The following is a 22,241-nucleotide window of genomic DNA, read 5'->3' as shown; positions in this document are numbered from 1 at the left end:
GCTGCTGCGCGTATACCCGGTACTCACGGCGCCCCCTGCTGTTCGGCACGCAGCAGGGGTACCCACAGCCGGCGGGCGATCGACCCGAAACGGGTGTTCTCCACGGGTTCGCCGGCGGGTGCGGGCGCCGCGGTGAGATCACGCAGGTCCGGGGCCGGACCCCAGACGTAGCGCAGATTGCGGTCGGTGTGTTCGGCGAAATCGCGGGTCTTGTCGCCGCCACCGAATTCGCGGTCGGCGGCGGCGATCGCCTCCTCCGGGGTGAGCCGCCGATACCGCGCTTCGGCATAGGCCGCGGTGGTGGCCGTGGAGATGGGCAGCGGTTCGGTGAGACCGGTATCGCGCAGCGCGACCAGGGTGCGCAACATGGCCGTGGCGTCGGCCGCACCGGGGGCGGTGAGCTCGGCGCGCCAGGCCGGGGTCGGGAATCGACCCCGGCCGGTGACCGCGGCACGCCAGGATCGTTCATCGGTGACCGCCAGCGCCAGCAGCGAAACCCACGCCGCGATCCGGTGTTTCGGCGCGACCCGTGAATAGGTGGTCCGTACCAGCAGTTCCCCGCGCACATCGGCGACCGTGCCGGTGAGCCGGCGGCCGTCGCCGAGATCGAGCGCGATATCGATATCGCGTGGTGGCTGGGTGTAGTCCGGACCGGCCGCACGAACCAGGGTCTCGACGGTCCGTTCGACCTCGTCGAGCACGGCCCGCCCGAGTTCGGCCGGGGGCAGGATACCGCGTCGCCATTCCGCGGCCCGCAGCTCGGCCGGGTCGGCACCGGCCAACCGTGCGGCGAGCATCCGTTCGCCGAGTGCCCAGGTGTCGAGCCCGCCGAACTCGATGGGCAGCCGGTCGGCGATATCCTCCTCCTGGTCGGGGACCCGCACGCCCAGCCGCTGCCACAGGAAACCGCGCACCGGATGTTCCAGGAAGGCGATGAGGTCGGCCAGTCCGATCTCGGTGGTTTCGGTACCGGGCAGGGTCCGGGTGAGCAGTTGCGGAGGGGGAGTCGGTATCCCGCCGATCGCCCGGGCACCCGCGAACGCGACGGTATCGAAGCCGAAGGGCCGATCCGCGGCGAAATTGCGTGGATCGTATGCCTGCAGCGGATGCCGGGTGAGCAGCCGCGCCATACCCGCGGCCCCGATATGTGCGCGGAGCACGTCCAGGAGTTCGGCGATCGGCACCGCGGGTGGCCGGTAGGCGCCGGTCACCGGGTCGGCACCGGTGTGCACGATCACCAGGGTGTCGCGGGCGGCCGTGATCGCGTCCAACAGGAGCTGGCGGTCCTCGGAGCGCGGATCGCGTTCGCCCAGTAGGGGTTCGCGGGCCGGCACCTCGTCGCCGTCGATGCCCGCACCGCGCGGGAAGACGTCGTCGTCCACCCCGAGCAATACCACCACGCGGTGCGGGACCGACCGCATCGGGGACATGCCGCATACGGTGAGTTCCCCGGTACGGAAATTGGCGCGGGCCGGCGCGGCCGCGAGCCGGCCCTGCAGCAAGCCGGTGATATCGGCGAGCCGCAACTCCACCTCGCCGGCATGGGCGGTCGCGGCCGCCAGTTCACGGCGTGCCTCGGTACGGATCCAGGCCTGCGATTCGGGTACCTCGGTCAGTAGATCCAGTGCCCGGTCCAGCACGGCCGACCACCGGGCGGCGGGTGCGGGCCCCTGCAGATCCCGCAGCACCGCGGCCAGCCGGTCGACGTACTCGGCGAACCGGCCGGCCACATCGATATCGTTGCTGTCCACATCGTCGAGCGGCAGGACCCGATCCAGCCAGCCCTGCGAGCTCTCGTCGGCAGTGACGCCGAGCAGGATCCGGTCCACCGCCGCGTTCACCGTGTTCTGTTCGAAATCGCCGAGGCCGAACGCGGCACGCTGCCGCCGGCCGATACCCCAGCGGGCGCCGGCCTCCACCGCCCATTCCCGTATCCGCTCGATATCGTCGTCGTCGAAACCGCAGGCACGCCGGACCGGTTCGCACGCCGCCAGATCCAGCACCTCGGTGACCGTGACCCGGCTGCGGGCGAGTTCCAGCAGGGTCACGACCACACCCAGCAGCGGATTCGTCACCGCCCGGCCGCGGTCGGCCGGCCGCAGCCGCAGCCGATGGCCCGGATGCCCTGCGGCGGTGCGGGATTCCACGGCCGCCGCCGCGGGATGCCCGAACGCGGCACGCAGCAGCGGCGCGAACGTCTCGACCTCCGGGCACATGACGAGTACATCGCGCGGCTCGAGCGACGGATCGGCGGCGAAGAGCCCGAGCAGGCACTCCCGCAGCACCTCCACCTGCCGGGCCGGACCGTGACAGGCGTGCACCTGCACACTGCCGTCGGCGCCGCACTCCCCCTGCTCCGGCGGCCATTCGTCGTCGCGGATACGCCGCTGCACACACTCCAGCAGCGTCGCCGGTTCGTCACCACGGCCGGAACCGTTGCCCGGCCGGACCGCCGCGGCGCCGGGTGCGGACACACCGGACGGCGCCGGGTATCGGCGATCGGTGGCGGCCACGGGCAGGCGCAACTGGAGCTCCCGGATATCGCGGCCCAGCCCAGCCAACAGCGGATGACGTACCCGGGTGGCCGAATCATCCTCGACGCGTAGGGATTTCGGAGCCGAACCGGCCAGCGCGTCCCACATGACCGGGCTCGGGTGGGTCAGCCACAGATGCAGATCCCGGTGTTCGGCCAGCGCGGTGAACACCGCCAGGTGCGCGGCCGGAAACCGGGTCGCGCCGAAAAGGGACAACCGCGGCGGCAGATCCACCGCTCCCGGCTCGGCCCGCAATCGCGCGCAGAGGGTCTCCAGCCGTTCGGCCGGGTCCGGCGCATCGATGGCCGCGCGCAGCCGACGCCACAGCGCCGGCTGCCAGATCAGGTCGTCGGGTAACGGGCGGCCGGTGCCGTCGGTATCGGCACCGCGCGACCATTCGGCGATCAGGGCCGGGCGCGCGACCGCGTAGCCGTCGAACAGCGCGGACAACCGGGCGGCGGTCGCGTATCGGCGGCCGCGGCGATGATCGGCATCGGCCGCGAGGTCGCCCACGGCGCCGGTGTCCTCCGGTCCACCGCGGGTATCCAGTCCGAGATGCCGGGCGAGGACGGCACACCACGGTTCGTGCACCGATTCGTCGATCACCCGCAGCAGGGTCCACACCGTCCGGTCGGGCGACCACGGATCGTCGTGCGGGCCCGGACCGCCTGCGCCCGCCGATATCTCCTCGACCAGCGCGGCCGGCATCGGGAACCGGATATTCGCCGCGATACCGTCACCGGCGGCCGTGGAAATCCCCAGCACACCCGAGAGTTGCTGCGTCAGCCAGCGTTCCACCCCTTTGGCGGGAACGGCGACCACTTCGGCGGCGAAGGGATCGGGCAGCGGATCCGCGAGGATCCCGGCCAGCGCGGTGACCAGTGTGTCCGCGCGTTCGGCACGGTGGATGTGCAGCGGCATCTCCGCCCTTTCGCTCGGTTCCGATCACCATCCTCCGCCCCGTCCGCACGACTCGGGCGGGCGCATCGTCCACCCGTTTATACGCCCGGCCTCCGACACCCCTCGCCAAGCCCCCACGACGGACCGGACAACCCGGGGACAGCAGATCATCACCCGAATGTCCCTAGCGCCAACGGCTTCTACCGGATAACCAGTCGATGCGCACAGTGATTTAGCGCACACGAGTCACCGACACGCGGTCGTATGGCCGCGATCTCGCGCACGCGCTGTGTCACAGTGCAAGCCCGGGAGGAACGGTTACCGCACGAAAGGCTGGTTCGCGTCGATGAAAGCGCTGGTTGTGCCCTTGATCCCGAAAGACGGATTCACCGTCCGCCGGTCCGGTGACAGGTGGGAGCTCGTCAACTCCCGACACTACGGACGCACCGTCGTTCTGCACACGTGGCCGCGTGAGCAACACACCGAAGCCTTCGAACACTGCTACCGCCTCAACGGCCGCGCCGCCGCCGCGCTGAAGGCGACCGCGCGGGTCCGCTAGCAGTCCGGGGGAAAACGTGCGCGCGGAGCGCCGATATGACAAGGTGTTTCCTCGTGCGTTACCCCCAGCTCACCGGTGCGGCTCCCCGCGTGGCCGCACCCGCCACTGTCCTGGCCGCCGCCGCGATCCTGTTCGCCGGTGTGCCCTCCGGCCTGCCCTCGGCCGATGCCGTCCCGCACGCCCACGCCCAGGGTTGCGCGAACGGCTTCGACTGCGATCTGGCCGCTCGCATCGAGGCGGTGAACTCCTACCTCGACACCCGGCCGGGGGTGACCGGTTTCGTCGTCCGCGATCGGCAGACCGGCGCGGTGTACGCGAGCCCGCATGCCGAGGATATGGTGTGGACCGCGTCCACCATCAAGCTCGCCATCGCCTCCGACCTGCTCAATCGCGCCCGTATCGGTGCGATCGCGCTGGGACCGGAGGATCGTGGGCTCATGGAGCAGATGATGTCGACCTCCAACGACCAGGCCACCGACATCCTGTGGAACAAGTACTCCGGCTTCGACGGCCAGGCGTTCAACAACGCGTTCCGCGCGAACGGTATGACCAGCCTCCGGCCCGAGCCTTCGCCCAACGGTCGCCCGAACTGGGGTTTCCAGAAGGCGACGGCCGCCGATCTGGATCGGCTCATGTCGAATGTGCTGGACCGGATGCACCCGGACGATCGCGGCTATCTGCTGGACCTGATGCGCCGGGTCGATTCCAACCAGCACTGGGGCGTCTGGGGCGCCGGTTCGGCCATGCGCCCCGGCCTGAAGAACGGCTGGTCGCAGGAACAGGGCGGCTGGGTGGTCAACTCGGTCGGTTTCGCCGGAGCGGGTGAGCGCTACACGCTAGCCATCATGACCGCGATGAACGGTGAGGGTGGCTACCAGGAGGGCGCGGAAACCGATACGACCATCGCCGAGAAGCTGCTGTCCGGCCGCTGATCGCCGCGAACCGTAGAACGACTCCGGGCCCCGTATCGATACGGGGCCCGGAGTCGTTCACGGGCCGGCGGTCCCGGCGTCAGGTGAGCCGGCGCAACCGCATCGGAGCGTCGTCACGCGGGAACGGGATCGTGGTGAAACCCCACGGCATCCGATAGTTCTCCGGGAAGCTCCACTCGTAATCGCGTACCAGCGCCGAGATGATCGTTTTGACCTCGAAGGTGCCGAAATGCATCCCGATGCATTTGTGCGAACCGGCGCCGAAGGGCATCCAGGCCAGCCGGTGCGATTTGTCTTCGCGCCGTTCCTCGGAGAAACGCAGCGGATCGAAGATCTCGGGGTCGGTCCACAGCTCCTCGAGCAGGTGGTTGACCTGGTAGCCGAGATCGACGGGTGTTCCGGCGGGAACGTAGTGACCGAGGATCTCCGTATCGCGGACAGCGCGGCGGACCATACCCGGTACCGGCGGCATGAGTCGCAGGCTCTCTTTCACGACTAGGTCGAGGCTGCGCAGCGATTCCAGGTCGGCGATGGACGGAGACTGGTTGTCCAGATCCAGTGCCAGCACCTCCTCGCGGACCTGCTGCTGCCATTCCGGATGTTTGCCCAGGTAGTAGGCGACGGCCGTGGCAGTGGTCGTGGTGGTATCGTGCGCGGCCATGATCAGGAAGATCATATGGTTGACCACATCCGCGTCGCTGAACACCGATCCGTCCTCGGCCCGCGCATGACACAGTCCGGAGAAGAAATCCGGTGCGTCGCTGCGCCGCTTCTCGGGCAGCATCGCGGTGAAATAGTCCTCGAGTACTCTGCGGCCGCGCAACCCGGCCCGCCATTTCCCGCCGGGCACGTTGTGGCGCACGATCGCGAGCCCGGCGTGGGTACAGGCCACGAAGGCATCGGTGAGATCCTTGCGCTGATCACCGACCTCGACGGCCATGAACGTCTCACCGGCGATATCGAGGGCGAGTTCCTTGATCGCCGGGAACAGCTGGACGGTGCTGCTCGCGCCCTGCCCGGCCGGCACCCAGCGGCCGATACTCGACCGGACCACGGGGGTCAGTTCGGCGAGATGCGCTTCCAGGCGTTCCCGGGTGAAAGCCTGCTGCATGATCCGGCGGTGGAACATATGTTCGTCGAATTCCAGCAGCAGCAGGCCGCGGCGGAAGAACGGCCCGATGAAGTAGTCCCAGCCCTGCCCGAAATCGCGGCGGCGGCGGCCCACCACCTCGTCCAATGCCTCGGGTCCGGCCGCGAACACGCGGTCCATCCCCAGCGAACTGTTGATGCTGACCGGCCCGAAGCGGCGGTATTTGTCCAGCATCTCCGCCGGACCCCAGCGCATGTAGTGGAAGGTGCGCCCCATATAGGGAAGGCCCGCGTCACCACGGACCGCGACGGTATCGCTACCGTGGGGCGGGGTGGCCAGCGTCCGCGGCCGGTTGGGAACCTTCAACAGCAGACGGTCGACCATACTTCGGTGCGGTATCTCGATGAGCGCCGAATTCTCGGTATCGGTGCGCGCCCGCGCTCGTGGCGTGGCGGCACGGTCGACGGTGACCATGGCGAAACCTCCTGAGAGACAGTACCCATCGTATTGTCTTTGTTGCATCGGCTCAGCTGTTTCCACCGAATCGGTATCATCCCGCCTCCCGCCGTGACCACGACGCAATGGCTATCGTGGTGAGTTGCCGCACCACCGCGGGTGAACAACGGACATCTCGATATGTCGTTCACGGGTACTGCTACTACCGTGTGCGTTGTCAGGAAATGATCACCACGGCACCGGCCCACCGCCGGCGAGGAGCGACCATGAGCACGCAACCTGTTGGGAACGGCCGGCACCGCGTCGTGGTGATCGGATCGGGTTTCGGCGGCCTGTTCGGCACCAAACACCTCAAACGTGCCGATGTGGATGTCACCCTCATCTCCAAGACGACCACGCACCTCTTCCAGCCGCTGCTCTACCAGGTCGCCACCGGCATCCTGTCCGTCGGCGAGATCGCCCCGGCGACCCGGCTGGTGCTACGTAAGCAGAAGAACGCCCGGGTGCTGCTGGGCGAGGTCACCGAGATCGACCTGGAGAAACGTACCGTCACCTCGGTACTGCTCGGCGAATCGACGGAAACCTCCTACGACAGCCTCATCGTCGCCACCGGCGCGCAGCAGTCGTATTTCGGCAACGACCAGTTCGCCACCTTCGCACCGGGGATGAAAACCATCGACGACGCCCTGGAGCTACGCGGCCGGATCCTCGGTTCCTTCGAACAGGCCGAGGTGGCGCAGACCCAGGAGGAACGCGACCGCCTGCTCACCTTCGTCGTGGTCGGCGCCGGGCCCACCGGGGTGGAACTGGCCGGGCAGATCGCCGAGCTGTCCGACCGGACCCTGGAGGGCACCTTCCACAACATCGATCCGCGTGACGCCCGGGTGATCCTGGTCGAGGGCGCGGGCGCGGTCCTCGGGCCGATGGGCCCGAAACTGGGCGGTAAAGCCCAGCGGCGCCTGGAATCCATGGGCGTGGAGATCCAGCTCAACGCACTGGTCACCGATGTGGACGCGCACGGGGTCACGGTGAAGGACGGTGACGGCACCAGCCGGCGGATCGAATCGGCGTGCAAGGTCTGGTCGGCCGGCGTCCAGGCCAGCCCGCTGGGCAAGATGCTCGCCGACCAGTCGGACGGCACCGAGGTCGACCGGGCCGGGCGGGTCGTCGTGGAACCGGATCTCACCGTGAAGGGACATCCGAACGTCTTCGTCGTCGGCGATCTGATGTCGGTGCCGGGGGTTCCGGGGCAGGCCCAGGGCGCTATCCAGGGCGCTACCTACGCCGCCAAGCAGATCCGGTCGGAGCTCGCGGGTAAGCAGACGACCCAGGATCGCAAGCCGTTCAGCTATTTCAACAAGGGCAGTATGGCGACGATCTCGCGGTTCAGCGCCGTCTGCCAGGTGGGCAAACTGAAGTTCGGCGGATTCATCGCCTGGCTCGCCTGGCTGGGTCTGCACCTGTACTACCTGGTCGGCTACCGGAGCCGGATCACCACGATCTTCCAATGGTTCGTCACCTTCCTCGGTCGCACCCGTGGCCAGATGGCGGCGACCGAGCAGTGGATCTTCGCCCGGCTGGCGCTGGAGGCGGTGTACAGCGACAGCGAGGCCGGCGAGGAGATCGTGCGCGGCGCGGCGGGTCGCCGGCCACCCGCGCCCTCCCCCGGCACCCCGGCCGTCACGGCGGAAGCCGTCGACACGGGCGCGGCCGAGAAACCGGGTGACGATCGCAAGGTCGGCTGAACCCGCCGACCTCCCCGATCCGGCGCCACTCTGGAGCTAATATCTGGCAATCAGATTTATCCCCGGAGAGAGGCGGCCATGGGTAAGCACAGGACAACCGGCACGTCCCGGCGTGCTGCCGGATCGGTCGTGGCGGCGGGCGCCGTCCCACTCATCGCGACACTGATCGGCGCCGGCACCGCCCACGCCGAAGCGATACCCCCCGCGCCGGCCGCGCCCGTTGCCGTTCCCGCCGCACTTCCGGCGCTGCCTCCGCTACCTTCACTACCCGCGTTACCGGCCGGGCTGCTCCCGTCCGCACCGAACCCTGCCGTGGATCCGTTCGGCGCGGCCGTGGGCGCGGTCCAGGAAACGGCCCGGGCCGCGGCCCGGTCGGTCACCGACGCCGTATCCGCGACCGCCGAACAATTCACCCATCCGGTGCCGGGGTCACTGCCGAATGCGGATCCGATCCCGGCGACGGCTCCCGGAATCGAGCCCGGGGAAAGCTATCCGGCCCTCGGCGACGCGGCGAGTCCCGATCGGTCGGCCGCACCGGTCGAGTCGCCGCCGGGCACGCTGCGATTCGGCGATCTCGAGATGACACTGCCGTTCGATGTGCGCGAGCTGGACACCCGGGCCGCGCAGACCGAAGAGCAGTTGGCGGCCTTCCTGGACTCCGCCGGTATCGACCGCGGCCGGGCGGACCGGGTCGCCGCCCAGTCCATGAGCTCGGGGCTGATCGGTGCCGGTATCGGTGCCGCGGTGGCGGCACCGGTGGCCATCCCGTTCGCCATGCTCGGCGCCGCCGCGGGTTTCGTGGTCGGGCTCCCCTTCCTCCCGACCGGTCTCGTCGTCGGACCTGTACTCGGCGCGACCCTCGCCTACGGCATCGTCACCGTGCCGGCCGTGATCGCCGGTGCGGCACTCGGCGCGGCGTTCGGGGCGACCGACGGTTTCACAACGCAGCCGTTCGGCCCGCTGTAGCCGCACACCGCGGCCTGCCCGGGCCGATATCCTGCCGGGGATATCGCGTCGCCCGCGGGTCGGGTGACCCGTCCGGGGCGCCGACGGGTGGAACCGGAAGGAAACCGGTCCCGAAGCGGTTGCCCGGCCCGGAGGTCCGCGGGATCCGGTCACTCCGGCAGCTCGGCAACACACACCGGCGAACCGCCGGACAACGACGGGTCCGCGACCGGAAAAGTGGGGCCACCTGTTGTTGTAAGACCGCTGAACGGGCTCGACCCATCCGTTATGCCCTCCGGAACGAATGTCTGGCAAACCGACAATCACCGGAGAAAGGCGACCATGGGTAAGCACAGGGCAACCGGCACATCCCGGCGTGCTGCCGGATCGGTCGTCGCGGCGGGCGCGGTCCCGCTCATCGCGACACTGATCGGCGCCGGCACCGCCAATGCCGAGGTACTCCCCGCTCCACCCGCGTCATCCCCGATCCCCGCCGCACTAGCGGCGCTGCCCCCGGCCCCGATCGCCACGGTGGACCCGTTCGGCGCGGCCACCGACACCGTGCAGGAGGCGGCGCGGGTCGCGGTCCGATCGGCCACCGATACCATCACCGCGGCCACTGCGCCGTTCACCCATGCCGCACCCGCGGTGCCCCCGGGCCCACGGCCGGCCGTGATCACGGACCCGGCCGCCTCGGCGCCGGCCCTCGCAACACGCCCGGTGCCGAACCCTGCCTACCTCGCACCGCAGGGTGAGCTGCACGCACCCGAACCGGTCGCGCCGGTGGCGCCGATCGAGGCTCCGCCCGGCAAACTCCGAGTCGGCAGCGTCATCATCGATGCGCCGCCGTTCGATGTCCGCGAGATCAACACCGGCGCCGCACAGGCCGAGGCACAGCTGGCGACCTTCTACGATTCGGTGGGTGTGGAACGGAACCGGTCGGACCGGATGGCGGCGCAGACCGTGGGTTCCGCGGCGATCGGCGCATCGGTCGGCAGTACGGTGGCGGCCCCGGTCGCCGGGGCCGCTGCCCTGATCGGCGGTGCGGTGGGTCTGGTCGTGGGCATACCGTTCATGCCGGCCGGTCTGGTGTTCATGCCCGTAATCGCCGCGACCACCGCATACGCGATGGTCGCGGCGCCTGCCATGCTCACCGGCGCAGCGATCGGCGGGGCGATCGGCGCGGCCGAGGGCTATACCGCCGCACCGTACGGCACACCGTCACAGTGAACCCGGGTGTCCGGCAGGCGCGTGCCCGCCGGACACCCGACGGCCCCAGGCCGGGCCTATCCGGCGCGGCAGACGGTTTCGCCGAGGTGCCGTACGGCACCCCCGCCGAGTGTGTGACACCTGGTCGGCCTGCCCGAGAGCAGGCCGACCGACTTCACCGGCTGCCGGCCGTCGCCGGGGCGGCGCGGTCTCCTCGGCCGACGGCGAAGGCGATGACACCCATCAGTGCCAGTACCCCGGCTCCGGCCGCGAGGGAGATATGCGCGCCGGTGACGAACGATTCCCGGGCCGCGGCCAGGATTTCGGCATCGGCGCCGTAACGATGGATCGTCTCCCCCAGGGTCGGCGCGAACTCGCCGCCGGATCGGAAGACCAGCGCCGCGAGCGAACCCAGCAGGGCGAGACCGAGGGCGTTGCCCAGTTCGAAGCTGGTCTCGGAGATACCGACGGCCGAACCGGCCCGTTCCGGTGGTACCGCGGCCACCGCGACCTCGGACACCAGCGTGAACACGATCCCGTAGCCGATACCGGCGATCGCCGAACCGGCCAGATACCAGCCCGCGCCGCCGTCGGCGCCGATCCCGAGCACCAGCAGGTTACCGGCCGCCGCCAGCAGCAGCGCCACGACGAACGCCCATCGCACGCCCAGCATTCGGCCCACCGCCGACCCGTTCACCGAGAAGATGAACACGGTGACGGCCATCGGGATCCCGAGGACCGCCGCCTGCAACGGGTCCCGTCCGGTCACCGATTGCAGCCAGATACTGCTCAGATAGCTCAGTCCGGCCAGCGACATCATCGCGGCGGTACTGGATCCGATGGCCACCGAGAACCGGGCCCGGGCGAACAGACTCAGGTCGAGCAGGGGTTCGGCCAGTCGCCGCTGCCGGCGCACGAACAGGACCAGCACGACCGCACCGACGACGGCACTGCCCAGCGCCTCGATATCGGGTCCGTATTCCGCGATATGTTTCACCGCGTACACCGCCGGCAGGATCCCGCCGATCGACAGCACCACGCTGGGCAGATCCAACGGTCCCAGCGCGGTGGCGCGGTGCTCGGGCAGCAGCAGCGGCGCGAATACGAGCAGGACCAGCAGCACCGGCACATTGATCAGGAATACCGAGCCCCACGAGAAATGGTGCAGCAGCACACCACCGATGATCGGCCCGACGGCCGAACCGCCGGCGAAGAAGGCCGTCCACACCCCGATGGCCGTCGAACGCTGCCGCTGGTCCGGGAAGAGATTGGAGATCAACGCCAGACTCGACGGCAGCAGGGTGGCCCCGCCGACCCCCATGAGCGCGCGGGCCGCGATCAGCACCGCCGCGCTGGGCGCGAATGCCGCGAGCGCCGAGGCGAGACCGAATACCGTGGCACCCGCCAGGAGAATGGTGCGCCGGCCGATGCGGTCACCCAGATTGCCCATGGTGATCAGCAGACCGGCGATGAGGAACCCGTAGATGTCGAGAATCCACAGTTGCTGGGCGGCGGTCGGATCGAGATCGTCGGTGAGGGTGGGCAATGCCAGGAACAGCACCGACATATCCATCGATACCAGCAGCACGGGCAGCAGGAGTACGGCCAGACCGAACCAGGCGCGCCGCCCGGTACTCGTATCCGGTGCGGCCCGCGCCGCCTCCACGTTCGTCATCGATGGTCCTTCCAGCTCGTCGGTTCACCCAGTCGTAACACGCCCGCCACGGGCTCCTGTTCCGCGCGGCGGCGTGCCACGGCGATGATCACGGTCACCCCGGCGTCCGCGGCACGGCGGTGCCGTGATTCGATCCGTCGGTGACCGCCGATATCGCCATCTGCGGGCTCGGGCCGGCCGGGCGCGCACTCGCCCACCGCTGCCTGGCGCACGGTATGTCCGTCCTCGTCGTCGACCCGAATCCCGGGCGACGCTGGCGCGCGACCTATGCCGCCTGGTCCGACGAGCTCCCTGCCTGGCTGGACCCCGCCGTCATCGCGGCCACCGTCGCCGAACCCCGTGCCCACGGCCTGCGCGAGCACATCATCTCCCGCCCGTATTCGGTACTCGACACCGCCCTGCTCCAGCAGTCCCTCGACCTCACCGGAGCCACTGTGCTGCCCGGCCGGGCGATAGCACTGGGCCGACATACGGTGACCCTCGACAGCGGCCGGGTCCTGCGCGCGCGGCGGATCGTCGACGCCCGCGGGCTGCCGCGCCGCCCGCGCCGGGCCGAACAGACCGCCTTCGGCCTGATGCCGGCCGCCGACGCGATACCGGAGCCGGCGCTGTTCATGGACTGGCGCCCGGACAACGGCGCCGAGCCCGGAACGCCGCCGTCGTTCCTGTACGCGGTACCGCTCGGCGGTGGCACCGTCCTCTATGAGGAGACCTGTCTGGTGGGCGCACCCGCCCTCGGACTCCGGGAGCTGGCCCGCCGCCTGCACCACCGGCTGCGGGCCCGGGATATCACGCTGCTCGGCGACGAACCCGTCGAGCGGGTCCGTTTCCCGGTCACCGGCGGCAAGCCCGGAGCCGGCCGCTTCGGCGCGGCGGGCGGATATCTGCATCCGGCCACCGGGTACAGCGTCGCGGCCGCGCTGTCGGCGGCCGATAACGTCGCCGCGGGTGGTTCGGGAGGGACGGCCGCCGCCCGCGCTGTTCACCGGATCCGGCAGGCCGGACTGCGCGCCCTGCTGGCGCTGCCACCGGACCGGATACCCGGATTCTTCGATACCTTCTTCGACCTCGATATCGAACTGCAACGCGCCTATCTCTCCGGGCGCGACGATCCGGCCGGCACGCTCACCGCCATGTCCGAGCTGTTTTTCGCACTTCCGGGCAGCGTCCGGCCCCGGCTCGCGGCGGCGACACTCGGCCTGCGACCCCTCTCGCCCCGGCGGCCCGGTTCGGTCATCATGGAGTGATGCGGTCAATCTGGAAAGGCTCGATCGCGTTCGGCCTGGTGAACGTCCCCGTGAAGGTCTACACCGCCACCGAGGACCACGACATCAGGTTCCATCAGGTCCACGCCAAGGACGGCGGACGGATCAAATACGACCGCGTGTGCACCGTATGCGGGAAATCGGTCACATTCGCCGATATCGATAAACAATACGAATCACCGGACGGGGAAAAAGTCGTCCTCACCGATGGTGATTTCGCCAAGCTCCCGGTCGCCGAGAAACACGAGATACCGGTGCTGCAATTCGTACCGTCGGATCAGATCGATCCCATCCTGTTCGACAAGACCTACTATCTCGAGCCCGACTCCACCACGCCCAAGGCGTATGTGCTGCTGGCCGCCACACTCGAACGGATCGACCGGACCGCACTCGTGCATTTCACACTCCGCCAGAAGACCCGGCTGGCGGCCATGCGGGTGCGGGACGGAATGCTGGTGCTGCAGACCCTGCTGTGGCCCGACGAGGTGCGGTCGGTTTCCTTCGAATCCCTGGAGGACGCCACCGCACCGCGGCCCCAGGAGATCAAGATGGCCGAAACGCTCGTCGAATCGATGTCGGAGGATTTCGATCCCGGCCAGTACACCGACGAATATCAGGTCGAACTCCAGCGGCTGCTCGACGAGGCCATCGCCAGCGGTGACGGAAGAGCACCGGAACGTGCCGAGGCGGCCACCGCGGAATCCGATGCCGAGGTGGTCGATCTCGTGGCCGCGCTGCAGCGCAGTCTCGAAGCCAGCGGCGCGGGCGGCGGCGAATCCGGTACGGAGAAGAAACCCCGCAAAGCGCAGCCCCGGAAAACGCCGGCCCGGAAGACCGCCGAGCCGAAGGCGCGCAAAGCCGCGCAGAAACGGACACGTAAAGGCGCGTAGCAGACTCAGACCGCCTGGATGAACCAGTCCAGCCGACCCTCCGGACCCGCGCTGGTGTGGTGGTAATGGAATCCGAGACGGTGTGCCAGGGCCACCGCCGCGGAATTGTCCGGATCTATTCGCAGAATCGCTTCGTCGGCCAGATCGTGGCGGGCCAGGTATCGGCACGCCAGGACCACGCTGCGGCCCGCGACTCCCCGCCCTCGCCACGGCGCGTAGATTCCGTAGGCGATATCGGCCTGGCGTCTCGCCAGGAATTCCTGTTCGACCGCCAGATCAAGGGTTCCGGCCAGTGCATGGGATACGGCATCCACGACGCCGAATGTCTTGCACGGACCGTCCTGCGCCCATTCCGCGGCGCAGCGCTCGAAATCGGCGACGATATTCGGGGTTCCGGGCCCCGGAGCACGGCGCACCGATTCCCGGTCCCGGGCAGCCAGATGCGCGGCGGCGTCGGCCACCTCGATCGGCCGTAGCCCGATCACCCCATCCGATATCAGCACGTGATCATGATCTGCACAATCCGCGGTATTCGACAAGCGTCGACTACGGCGCGCCGCCGACGAAAAACGCAGGTAGCGCACTTTGTGGTGCCGAGCAACAAATCAACGGCATTCCCTATCGGGACACGCCTGGAGAGTATCGCCGCGACCGTTTGCCGGAGGGATACTCGGCCTATGACCGAACACGAAGACGATCCGCACCGGCTCGTATCCGCTGCCGTCGTAGTGGGTGCCGACGGTTCTCCCGCCGCGCATTCGGCGATCCGCTGGGGAGCCACGGTGGCCGCCCGGCGGGGCCGGCGCCTGGTCATCGCCTATGGCATGAACGCGACCCCCGCCAGGACCTGGCTGGTCGCCTATCAGCCGATGGTCGACGAGGCCGTACAAACGCTGAAAACCCACGGTGAGCAAGCACTCGCGACGGGAACCCAGGTCGCTCAGGAGGCCGCGCCGGGTATCGCGGTCGATACCCTGCTCTCGGAGCAGAGCCCCGCGAAAATGCTGATCGAACTGTCGAAATCGGCCCATATGGTGGTGCTCGGATCGCGGCGCGGCGGCGCGGTCGCCCATCTGGGATCGACCATTCTGGCGGTGGCATCACACGGCCGGGGCACCATCGTCGCCGTCCGGGAGAACGGTGAGGACATCACCAGCGGGCCCGTGGTCGTCGGTGTCGACGGCAGTCCGGTCAGCGATACGGCAGTGGCCGCGGCGTTCGCCGAAGCCGCCGAACGCGAAACGGAACTGGTCGCGGTACACACCTGGAGCGATCTGACCTTCACCGAGTTCGCCAGCACCGGATTGATCGAGATCCCGGCCGAGGATCTGCAGACGGCCGAACAGGCGGTGCTGGCCGAGCGGCTGGCCGGCTGGCAGCAGCGCTATCCCGAGGTCACGGTGCAGCGTGAGGTGTACCCGTCGACACCCGCGCAGCATCTGCGCGAATGGTCCGAACGCGCACAACTCGTCGTGGTCGGCAGCCGAGGGCGCGGCGGGTTCCGGGGGCTACTGCTGGGATCGACCAGTCAGTCGCTCGTCCAGCATTCCGCCTGTCCGGTCATGATCACCCGGCCGAGCTGAGCCGTGGCGCCGGCCGCGGTTCAGCCGATCAACCCGGCCAGCAGCTCCCGGGTGCGGCGCGCCTCGGCGCCACCGGCGAACACCGAGGCGACGAATTCGGTGGCTCCGGCGTCGAAGATATCGCGAATCCGGGCCGCGACCTGCTCCTCGGATCCGATAACGGCCAGATCCGCGGGGCCCGCGGCCCCTTCGCGGTCCATCATGGCCCGATACGACGGGAGCGTGCCGTACATCGCGAAGGTCTCGGCCGCCCGCGCCCGCGCGCCCGCCACATCATCGGTCACCAGGACGGGCAGCGAGCACACGATTCGAGCCGGCGGCCGACCCGCTTCCGTGGCGGCCGCGGTGATGGTCGGCGCGATATGGTCACGAATGGTGGCCGGTCCGGTCATCCAGAGCACTGTTCCGTCGGCGCGGCGCCCGGCCAGGCGCAGCATCTGCGTACCGAGAGCGGCCAGCAGGACCGGGATCCGGCCCTCGTCCGGGATACCGAGTTCCAGGTTCCCGCTCAGGGTTTCACCGGTGAAGGACACCGGCCGCCGTTCCAGCAGCGGATCCAGCACCATGAGGTACTCCCGCATATGGCGGGCGGGGCGTTCGAATCCGTACCCGTACATATTCTCGATGACGACCTGGTGGGACAGGCCGATCCCGAGAGTGAGGCGGTCCGGGCCCACTGCGAGCGCGGTGGTCCGCGCCTGCTGGGCCAGCGCACCGGGATGCCGCGGATAGGTCGGCACCACCGCGGTACCGAGTTCGATACCGGGGACCTGGCTACCCGCGACCGCGAGTGCGGTGAGTGCGTCGACCCCGAAGATATGCGAGAGCCAGGCCGAGGTGAATCCCTCGTCCGCGGTCCGGCGGAGATCGTCGGCGAGCCGGCGCAAAGCGTCGGCTCCGGACCGTTCACTGAGCAGTATGCCGATACGCACGGTGCGCCTCCTGGTCCCTCGGTCGGATGGGGAGCACCGGATCCGTTATCCGGTGTGTGTTCCGGGCGTAGAGCCTACTCCCGCCCCGGGCCGATTCCGGCCGTCGCGAGGTCGCGCCGACGCGCCCGTGACATCCTCGACCCGGGGCCCGCGGCGGGGCATGCTGGAACCATGGACGAGTTTGCGAGCTGGCGGTCGAACGGAGCGCGTTTCACCCATCGCGGACACCAGATCTTCTGGCGCGCGGGCGGTACCGGATCGTCCGGGACACTACTGTGCCTACACGGTTTCCCGACCGCGTCCTGGGACTGGCACGCGCTGTGGCCGGAGCTGTGCGAACAGTTCGAGCGGGTACTGGCCCCCGATCTGATCGGTTTCGGCTGGTCGGCCAAACCGCAACAGTACGATTACACCATCGTCGATCAAGCCGATCTCACCGAACAGCTCCTGCGGGAGCAAGGGGTGGAGAGTTTCCACATCCTGGCCCACGACTACGGCGATACGGTGGCCCAGGAGCTGCTGGCCCGGGATGCCGAACGCCGGGCCGCCGGCGACCGGTCCCTGGTGATCGAATCCGTCTGCCTGCTCAACGGTGGACTGTTCCCGGAAGCCCACCGGCCGCGCCCCATCCAGCGGCTGCTGGCGAGCCCGCTGGGTCCGCTGGTCGGCCGGTTCGGCAGCGAGAAGACCTTCGCGCACAGTCTGAACGCGGTGTTCGGTCCGGATTCCCGGCCGGACGAGGAGCAGATGCACCAGTTCTGGATGCTGTGGTGCAGTAAGCACGGAAAACGCAACGGCCACAAACTCATGGGTTACATGGCCGAGCGACGCACCCACCGGCAGCGCTGGGTCGGTGCGCTGACCCGTCCGCAGGTTCCGGTCCGGTTGATCGACGGCCTACTCGATCCGGTGTCGGGCGCGCGGATGGTGCGCCGCTATCGTCAGCTGGTCGCCGACCCCGATGTGGTCGAACTGCCCGGCGTGGGTCACTACCCGCAGCTCGAGGCCCCGGTCGATACGCTGCGCGCCTTTCGTGAGTTCCACACGACCCGGGTGGGGTGAGCACCCGGGCGCCGAGGTACCGGACGGGTTGTGCGCCAACGGAACACGGACGGGCAGAGTCGAGTGATAGCGTCGCCACGGCGCCGTATCGGGCGCTGTCCCGACTCCGCTGTCCACCGCCACGGTTCGCATATCCGGCCGTGAGGAATAGATGAGGTTCTCCGAATTGGCCGAGACGGAATTCGCTTCCGAACCCGACCGGCACACCCAGGGTGTGCCGGAGGAGATCAGCACACGCGAGGGCCGGCCACTGCACGCCATGGTCCTGCCGGGTCCGCCGGAATCCACGGCTCCCACGGTGGTGTTCGAAGCCGGCGCCGCCGCGACGCGCTCCACGTGGGGCCTCGTACAACCTGCGGTCGGCCGATTCGCGCGAGCGGTGGTCTACGACCGGGCCGGACTGGGCCGGAGCCCGGCCGATCCGGCGGGTCGCGCACTGGACCGGATGGCCGGGGATCTGCTCGATGTACTCGATCACTTCGGGCCGGGGCCGTTCGTCCTCGTCGGGCACAGCGCGGGCGGGGTCATCGCCCGGCTCACCGCCTCCCGCTGCCCGGACCGGATCGCCGGACTCGTCCTCGTCGATCCCGCCGACGAGGCGGCGGACGTGCTGTTCGGTCCGGGCTTCCGCCGGGTGGAACGCTTCTCCCTCGTAGCGCAGGCCGTCCTCGCCCGGCTCGGACTGCTCCGCCGGATGTTCGGCCCGATGCTGGCAGCGCTCCCGGCCGACGTCCGGCGAGATATGGAGCGAGAGGCATTCACTCCGGGAATCGTACGTACCCACGCGATCCAGGCCCGCACCTTCCTCGACGAACTCGCCACCTGGCGCGCAACGCCGCCCGATCTCGCGGAGATACCGACCACGGTGATCTCGGGTGGCCGCCCCGGCGACGGTATGAATGCCCGGGTCCGCGCCGACGCCAACGCTGCGCACGCCCACCGCGCGGCGGTATCACCCGCCGGCCGCCATGTGCTCGCGCCCGGGTCCGGTCACTATGTCCCGATCACCGAACCCGACGTGGTGGCCGCGGAGATCCGCCGCCTCACCCATCCCTGACCCGGCCCTCCACCGCGGTGACCGGATAGGACTCCGCCGCGACGGCGGTCAGCCGCCGACGATGCGCGCCAGCGCGGCGTCGGAGGCGGCCAGGGCGGCCCGGTCGTAGGTCGAGGTGGTCGCCAGCAGTTCACCGGCGCCGGTCCGCTCGGCGAGCTCTTCGAGCCGACGGCGCACAGTCTGCGGTGTTCCCGCCACCGCGTGGCGCAGGGTGGCCTCGACGCGCCGGCGCGTCTGATCTGTCCACGGCCGGTCCGCGATCGCGGCGGCCGGCTCCAGCGGCGGGAATTCACCGGTCGCCCGGGAGCGGGCCATGGCCCACGCCTCGGGGAGGACGAGGGCACGGGCTGCTTCGTCGGTCTCGGCGACGGTGACGTCCAGCGCGATCGTCACGCGTGGCCGCGGAGCGCGCGGGCCGGGCCGGAAATCCCGGCGGTAGGCGGCGAGCGCCGCCGCGAGATCCGGACTCTCCAGCAGCGGTCCGCCGAGTACCGCCGGCAGCCCGAGCCGCGCGGCGACCGCGAGCCCCTGCCCGGTGGCCAGCACGAACATGGGAACTGTCCGGTCACTCACCGGATGCGCGGTGACCGGGCCTGTCCCGTCGAGATAGTCACGGAGTTCGGCCAGCTCGTCGGCGAACCGGTCCGGCGCGTCCTCCTCCCTGCGCATGGCCCGGCGCACCGGAGCCGTGAACGCCGGCGAACGACCGAGTCCCAGATCGATACGTCCCGGGAACAATGCCTCCAGCATGAGGAACTGCTCGGCCACCACCAAGGGCTGATGGTGGGGCAGCATCACACCCCCGGACCCGATCCGGATCGTCGATGTCCGGGAGCCCAGCGCCGCCAGCAACACCGGTGGTGAACCGGACGCGATCCCGGGTACCGCGTGATGTTCGGCCACCCAGAAACGCCGGTATCCGGATTGCTCGGCCGCGACCGCACGATCGACGGTATGCCGCAACGCGGCTGCTTCGGGTTCGCCGATCCGGGTCCGTGACCGGTCCAGCAGTGACAATTCCACGCTCGTAGAACACCGTGTGTGTCCCAGGTCTTCCGGCGGCGACCGGACCGACTCCGCTGCCGGGTTCCGGGTGGGCGAGCACCTATGGCTACCATTGTCCGGATAGTTTGCCCACCGTTCGGAGGACTGTATGGCGCGCAAGGTCATCGTCGAGCTCGTCGACGACTACGACGGAACTTCCATTGCCGAGGAAACCGTTACGCTCGCGCTGGACGGTGTCACCTACGAGATCGATCTCTCGGCCGACAATGCCGAAAAGCTGCGCAGCGCAATCGGATTCTGGACCGAACACGCGCGCCGGACCGGTGGCCGGGTCAAGGGTAAACAGCGCCCGCAGGCGGCGAACAACAATGCCCGGACGCAGACGATCCGCGAATGGGCACGTAAGAACGGTTTGGAAGTGTCCAACCGGGGCCGGATCTCGGCGGAAATCGCCGAGGCCTACCAGAAGGCCAATCCGTAGTATTGCACCGGCGCGAATTCCGTTCGCCGCCAGCTGATTCCCGGTACGGCCGGTCGCGGAACCGGCGCCGGTCGCCCACGGCCACGGTCGCGGGGATCAGGTATCCGGTGCCGATCGGCGTCGACACACCGATCGTGCCGGTCCTCGGCCGACCAGCACACCAGATTTCCGGCCCGGCGGGCGGCAGCGGGCTCACACCGGGCGCCCGGTGGTAGGTCGTCGGCAGGGTCGATCGAGACAGTCCGGCCGGCCGCGCACCGGACGAACCCGAGGTGCCCGGCCGCCCCGCTGATCCGGTCGCGGCACTCACCACCTGTCCGCTCGCGGCCCCGCCGCGAATCGGAGTGCGCGCGGGAGGCCGATCGCACCCGGCACGGGCGAGCTCGGGTCGGCGGGCTGACCGCGCCATCGGCTTCCGGACCTTCGGCTTCGCCGGTGGCCGCGGCGATCTGTGGGGGGGCTGGACGCGGACACCCGCGGGGCCCGGAATCGGGTCGGCTCGACGACGAGCACTCCTCCGGCGAGCGCGAACGGAGGTCGCGTTGTCTCCGGGCGCCACTGGTCACGTCCGTCGGGAACCGGTGATACCCGAACCCACACCGGGGCGAATCAGATCACAGTTGGGTAACGAACCGTAACCCGGGTACGACGAACCGGACGGTATGCCGAGCCCGTGGCGGGGGCCGCGCGCTGTTCGGCACCGGTCGGGAACTGCGTGACCCGCGCAAGCAGGCCACCCCCGACCCTGTGCTCACCCGGACGAAAGGCCCTGCTCCGCGATGCGAACCCGATTATCTCCCGCGCCGGTGGTCGCCCTGAACCGCCGCGCCTTCTGGCTGGTCACCGCCGCCCTCGCGGTGCTGCTCCAGACGGTTTCCCTGGTCGGCGGTGGCGCCGCCCCCGCGCGCGCCGCCTTCGACCCCGCCGGAGCGGATTTCTGGGTGGACTCCAGTATGGGTCCGATCAAATCGCGCGTGTTCCGGGCCGCCGACGGCAACACTTCACGCGTGGTCTACGCCCTTGACGGGATGCGGGCCCGCGAAGATCTCAGTGGCTGGGAGATCGATACCGATATCGCCCGGAAGTTCACCGAATGGAATATCAATGTGGTGATGCCGGTCGGTGGGCAGTCCAGTTTCTACACCGACTGGAACGCGCCGAGTTCCTTCCTCGGCGTACCGCCCGGATCGGGTTCGGCGGGCGGTTCGGCTTCCGGGTCGTCGTCGGGTTCCGGCGGGTTGCAGGCCCTGTCCGCGGGCCCCGGCAAGTCCTACACCTACAAATGGGAAACCTTCCTCACGCGTGAACTGCCCGCCGCGCTGCGGGACCGGCTCGGTTTCGCCACCCAGCGCAACGGCGTCTTCGGACTCTCGATGGGCGGCAGTGCCGCCTTGACCCTGGCCGGAGATCACCCCGGCCAGTTCAGTTTCGCTGGTTCGTACTCGGGCTATCTGAATATCTCGGCGCCCGGAATGCGCGAGGCGATCCGGGTGGCCATGATCGACGCCGGTGGGTACAACGTGGATTCGATGGCCGCTCCCTGGGACCCGAAATGGCTGCGGATCGATCCGTTCGTCGCCGCGCCCCGGCTGGTCGCGAACAACACCCGGCTCTGGGTATCGGCGGCGAGTGGACTGCCCTCCGCGACCGACGGTCCGAGCGTCGGCACCGTCAACGGAATGGGCCTCGAGGCGCTCGCCCTGGTGAACACTCGCGCCTTCCAGGTCCGGATGGCGACACTCGGCGCGCAGAACGTGCACTACGACTTCCCGGCCTACGGTATCCACGCGTGGAACAACTGGGCCGATCAGGCAGTGCGCATGTTGCCCGACCTCTCCGCGAATATCGGCTGAGCGGGCCGGTGCGTAGCGCGATCACCGAATTCGTCACGCCGGCCGGGGAATCGGCCGGCCGGCGCGGC

At 69.3% G+C, this 22,241-nt stretch carries 18 protein-coding genes; 12 read left to right on the top strand and 6 right to left on the bottom strand.

Annotated elements, in window-relative coordinates; translation table 11 throughout:
• Nucleotides 1-23 precede the first annotated feature (23 nt).
• Nucleotides 24-3,455, bottom strand: a complete 3,432-nt coding sequence (gene recC / locus ACWEWT_RS03180) for an exodeoxyribonuclease V subunit gamma (RefSeq protein ID WP_452555636.1) — start codon at nt 3,453-3,455, stop codon at nt 24-26.
• A gap of 325 nt (nt 3,456-3,780) precedes the next feature.
• On the opposite strand from recC, the gene ACWEWT_RS03175 reads away from it, so the two are divergent.
• The gene (locus ACWEWT_RS03175) at nt 3,781-3,993 is read left to right on the top strand and encodes a hypothetical protein (RefSeq protein ID WP_452555634.1); all 213 of its coding nucleotides are present in this window, start codon (nt 3,781-3,783) and stop codon (nt 3,991-3,993) included.
• A 53-nt stretch (nt 3,994-4,046) separates the two neighbouring features.
• On the top strand, nt 4,047-4,925 hold the full coding sequence (locus ACWEWT_RS03170; RefSeq protein ID WP_452555633.1) for a serine hydrolase: 879 nt from the start codon (nt 4,047-4,049) through the stop codon (nt 4,923-4,925).
• Between the two features lie 79 nt (nt 4,926-5,004).
• On the opposite strand, the gene ACWEWT_RS03165 is transcribed toward ACWEWT_RS03170, so the two are convergent.
• Entirely contained in the window at nt 5,005-6,489 is a 1,485-nt protein-coding gene (locus ACWEWT_RS03165) for a cytochrome P450 (RefSeq protein ID WP_452555630.1), read from the bottom strand.
• A 248-nt stretch (nt 6,490-6,737) separates the two neighbouring features.
• Between ACWEWT_RS03165 and ACWEWT_RS03160 the strand changes: the two genes are divergently transcribed.
• The 3 genes from ACWEWT_RS03160 to ACWEWT_RS03150 all read left to right on the top strand — a co-directional run bounded on the left by ACWEWT_RS03160 (nt 6,738) and on the right by ACWEWT_RS03150 (nt 10,391).
• Nucleotides 6,738-8,216 (top strand): NAD(P)/FAD-dependent oxidoreductase, encoded by a 1,479-nt coding sequence (locus ACWEWT_RS03160; protein ID WP_452555628.1) that lies wholly within the window; start codon nt 6,738-6,740, stop codon nt 8,214-8,216.
• Nucleotides 8,217-8,294: 78 nt separating this feature from the next.
• Nucleotides 8,295-9,182: a hypothetical protein gene (locus tag ACWEWT_RS03155; protein WP_452555626.1), complete on the top strand. Its 888-nt coding sequence runs from the start codon at nt 8,295-8,297 to the stop codon at nt 9,180-9,182.
• 321 nt (nt 9,183-9,503) lie between these two features.
• Nucleotides 9,504-10,391 carry a hypothetical protein gene (locus tag ACWEWT_RS03150; protein ID WP_452555625.1) on the top strand — a complete coding sequence of 296 codons (888 nt, stop codon included), beginning with the start codon at nt 9,504-9,506 and terminating at the stop codon, nt 10,389-10,391.
• A 154-nt stretch (nt 10,392-10,545) separates the two neighbouring features.
• Here ACWEWT_RS03150 and ACWEWT_RS03145 read toward each other — a convergent pair whose 3' ends face one another.
• Complete coding sequence (locus ACWEWT_RS03145) at nt 10,546-12,045, bottom strand: MFS transporter (RefSeq protein ID WP_452555623.1); 1,500 nt, start codon at nt 12,043-12,045, stop codon at nt 10,546-10,548.
• Between the two features lie 140 nt (nt 12,046-12,185).
• Between ACWEWT_RS03145 and ACWEWT_RS03140 the strand changes: the two genes are divergently transcribed.
• Both ACWEWT_RS03140 and ku read left to right on the top strand, forming a co-directional pair.
• A complete protein-coding gene (locus ACWEWT_RS03140) occupies nt 12,186-13,292 on the top strand; it encodes a lycopene cyclase family protein (protein WP_452555621.1) in 1,107 nt (368 codons plus the stop codon).
• Nucleotides 13,292-14,200, top strand: coding sequence for a non-homologous end joining protein Ku (ku, locus tag ACWEWT_RS03135; protein WP_452555619.1), 909 nt, complete (start codon nt 13,292-13,294; stop codon nt 14,198-14,200). The genes ACWEWT_RS03140 and ku overlap by 1 nt, the downstream gene beginning before the upstream one ends.
• 5 nt (nt 14,201-14,205) lie before the next feature.
• On the opposite strand, the gene ACWEWT_RS03130 is transcribed toward ku, so the two are convergent.
• Nucleotides 14,206-14,703, bottom strand: coding sequence for a GNAT family N-acetyltransferase (locus ACWEWT_RS03130; protein ID WP_452555617.1), 498 nt, complete (start codon nt 14,701-14,703; stop codon nt 14,206-14,208).
• A gap of 174 nt (nt 14,704-14,877) precedes the next feature.
• On the opposite strand from ACWEWT_RS03130, the gene ACWEWT_RS03125 reads away from it, so the two are divergent.
• Nucleotides 14,878-15,783: a universal stress protein gene (locus ACWEWT_RS03125; RefSeq protein ID WP_452555615.1), complete on the top strand. Its 906-nt coding sequence runs from the start codon at nt 14,878-14,880 to the stop codon at nt 15,781-15,783.
• Between the two features lie 20 nt (nt 15,784-15,803).
• On the opposite strand, the gene ACWEWT_RS03120 is transcribed toward ACWEWT_RS03125, so the two are convergent.
• A complete protein-coding gene (locus tag ACWEWT_RS03120) occupies nt 15,804-16,715 on the bottom strand; it encodes an LLM class F420-dependent oxidoreductase (RefSeq protein WP_452555613.1) in 912 nt (303 codons plus the stop codon).
• A gap of 171 nt (nt 16,716-16,886) precedes the next feature.
• Between ACWEWT_RS03120 and ACWEWT_RS03115 the strand changes: the two genes are divergently transcribed.
• Both ACWEWT_RS03115 and ACWEWT_RS03110 read left to right on the top strand, forming a co-directional pair.
• Nucleotides 16,887-17,777, top strand: a complete 891-nt coding sequence (locus ACWEWT_RS03115) for an alpha/beta fold hydrolase (RefSeq protein WP_452555611.1) — start codon at nt 16,887-16,889, stop codon at nt 17,775-17,777.
• 151 nt (nt 17,778-17,928) lie between these two features.
• Entirely contained in the window at nt 17,929-18,834 is a 906-nt protein-coding gene (locus ACWEWT_RS03110; RefSeq protein WP_452555609.1) for an alpha/beta fold hydrolase, read from the top strand.
• A 48-nt stretch (nt 18,835-18,882) separates the two neighbouring features.
• On the opposite strand, the gene ACWEWT_RS03105 is transcribed toward ACWEWT_RS03110, so the two are convergent.
• The gene (locus ACWEWT_RS03105; RefSeq protein ID WP_452555607.1) at nt 18,883-19,857 is read right to left on the bottom strand and encodes an MsnO8 family LLM class oxidoreductase; all 975 of its coding nucleotides are present in this window, start codon (nt 19,855-19,857) and stop codon (nt 18,883-18,885) included.
• 130 nt (nt 19,858-19,987) lie between these two features.
• On the opposite strand from ACWEWT_RS03105, the gene ACWEWT_RS03100 reads away from it, so the two are divergent.
• Together ACWEWT_RS03100 and ACWEWT_RS03095 are read left to right on the top strand one after the other, a co-directional pair.
• A complete protein-coding gene (locus ACWEWT_RS03100) occupies nt 19,988-20,320 on the top strand; it encodes a histone-like nucleoid-structuring protein Lsr2 (protein ID WP_452555605.1) in 333 nt (110 codons plus the stop codon).
• Between the two features lie 779 nt (nt 20,321-21,099).
• Entirely contained in the window at nt 21,100-22,173 is a 1,074-nt protein-coding gene (locus ACWEWT_RS03095; protein ID WP_452555603.1) for an alpha/beta hydrolase, read from the top strand.
• Nucleotides 22,174-22,241: the final 68 nt, after the last annotated feature.

The sequence above is a fragment of the Nocardia sp. NPDC003963 genome, assembly GCF_053605105.1.
Note: the sequence above shows the minus strand (reverse complement) of the source record. Positions and strands in the feature narration are given on the sequence as shown.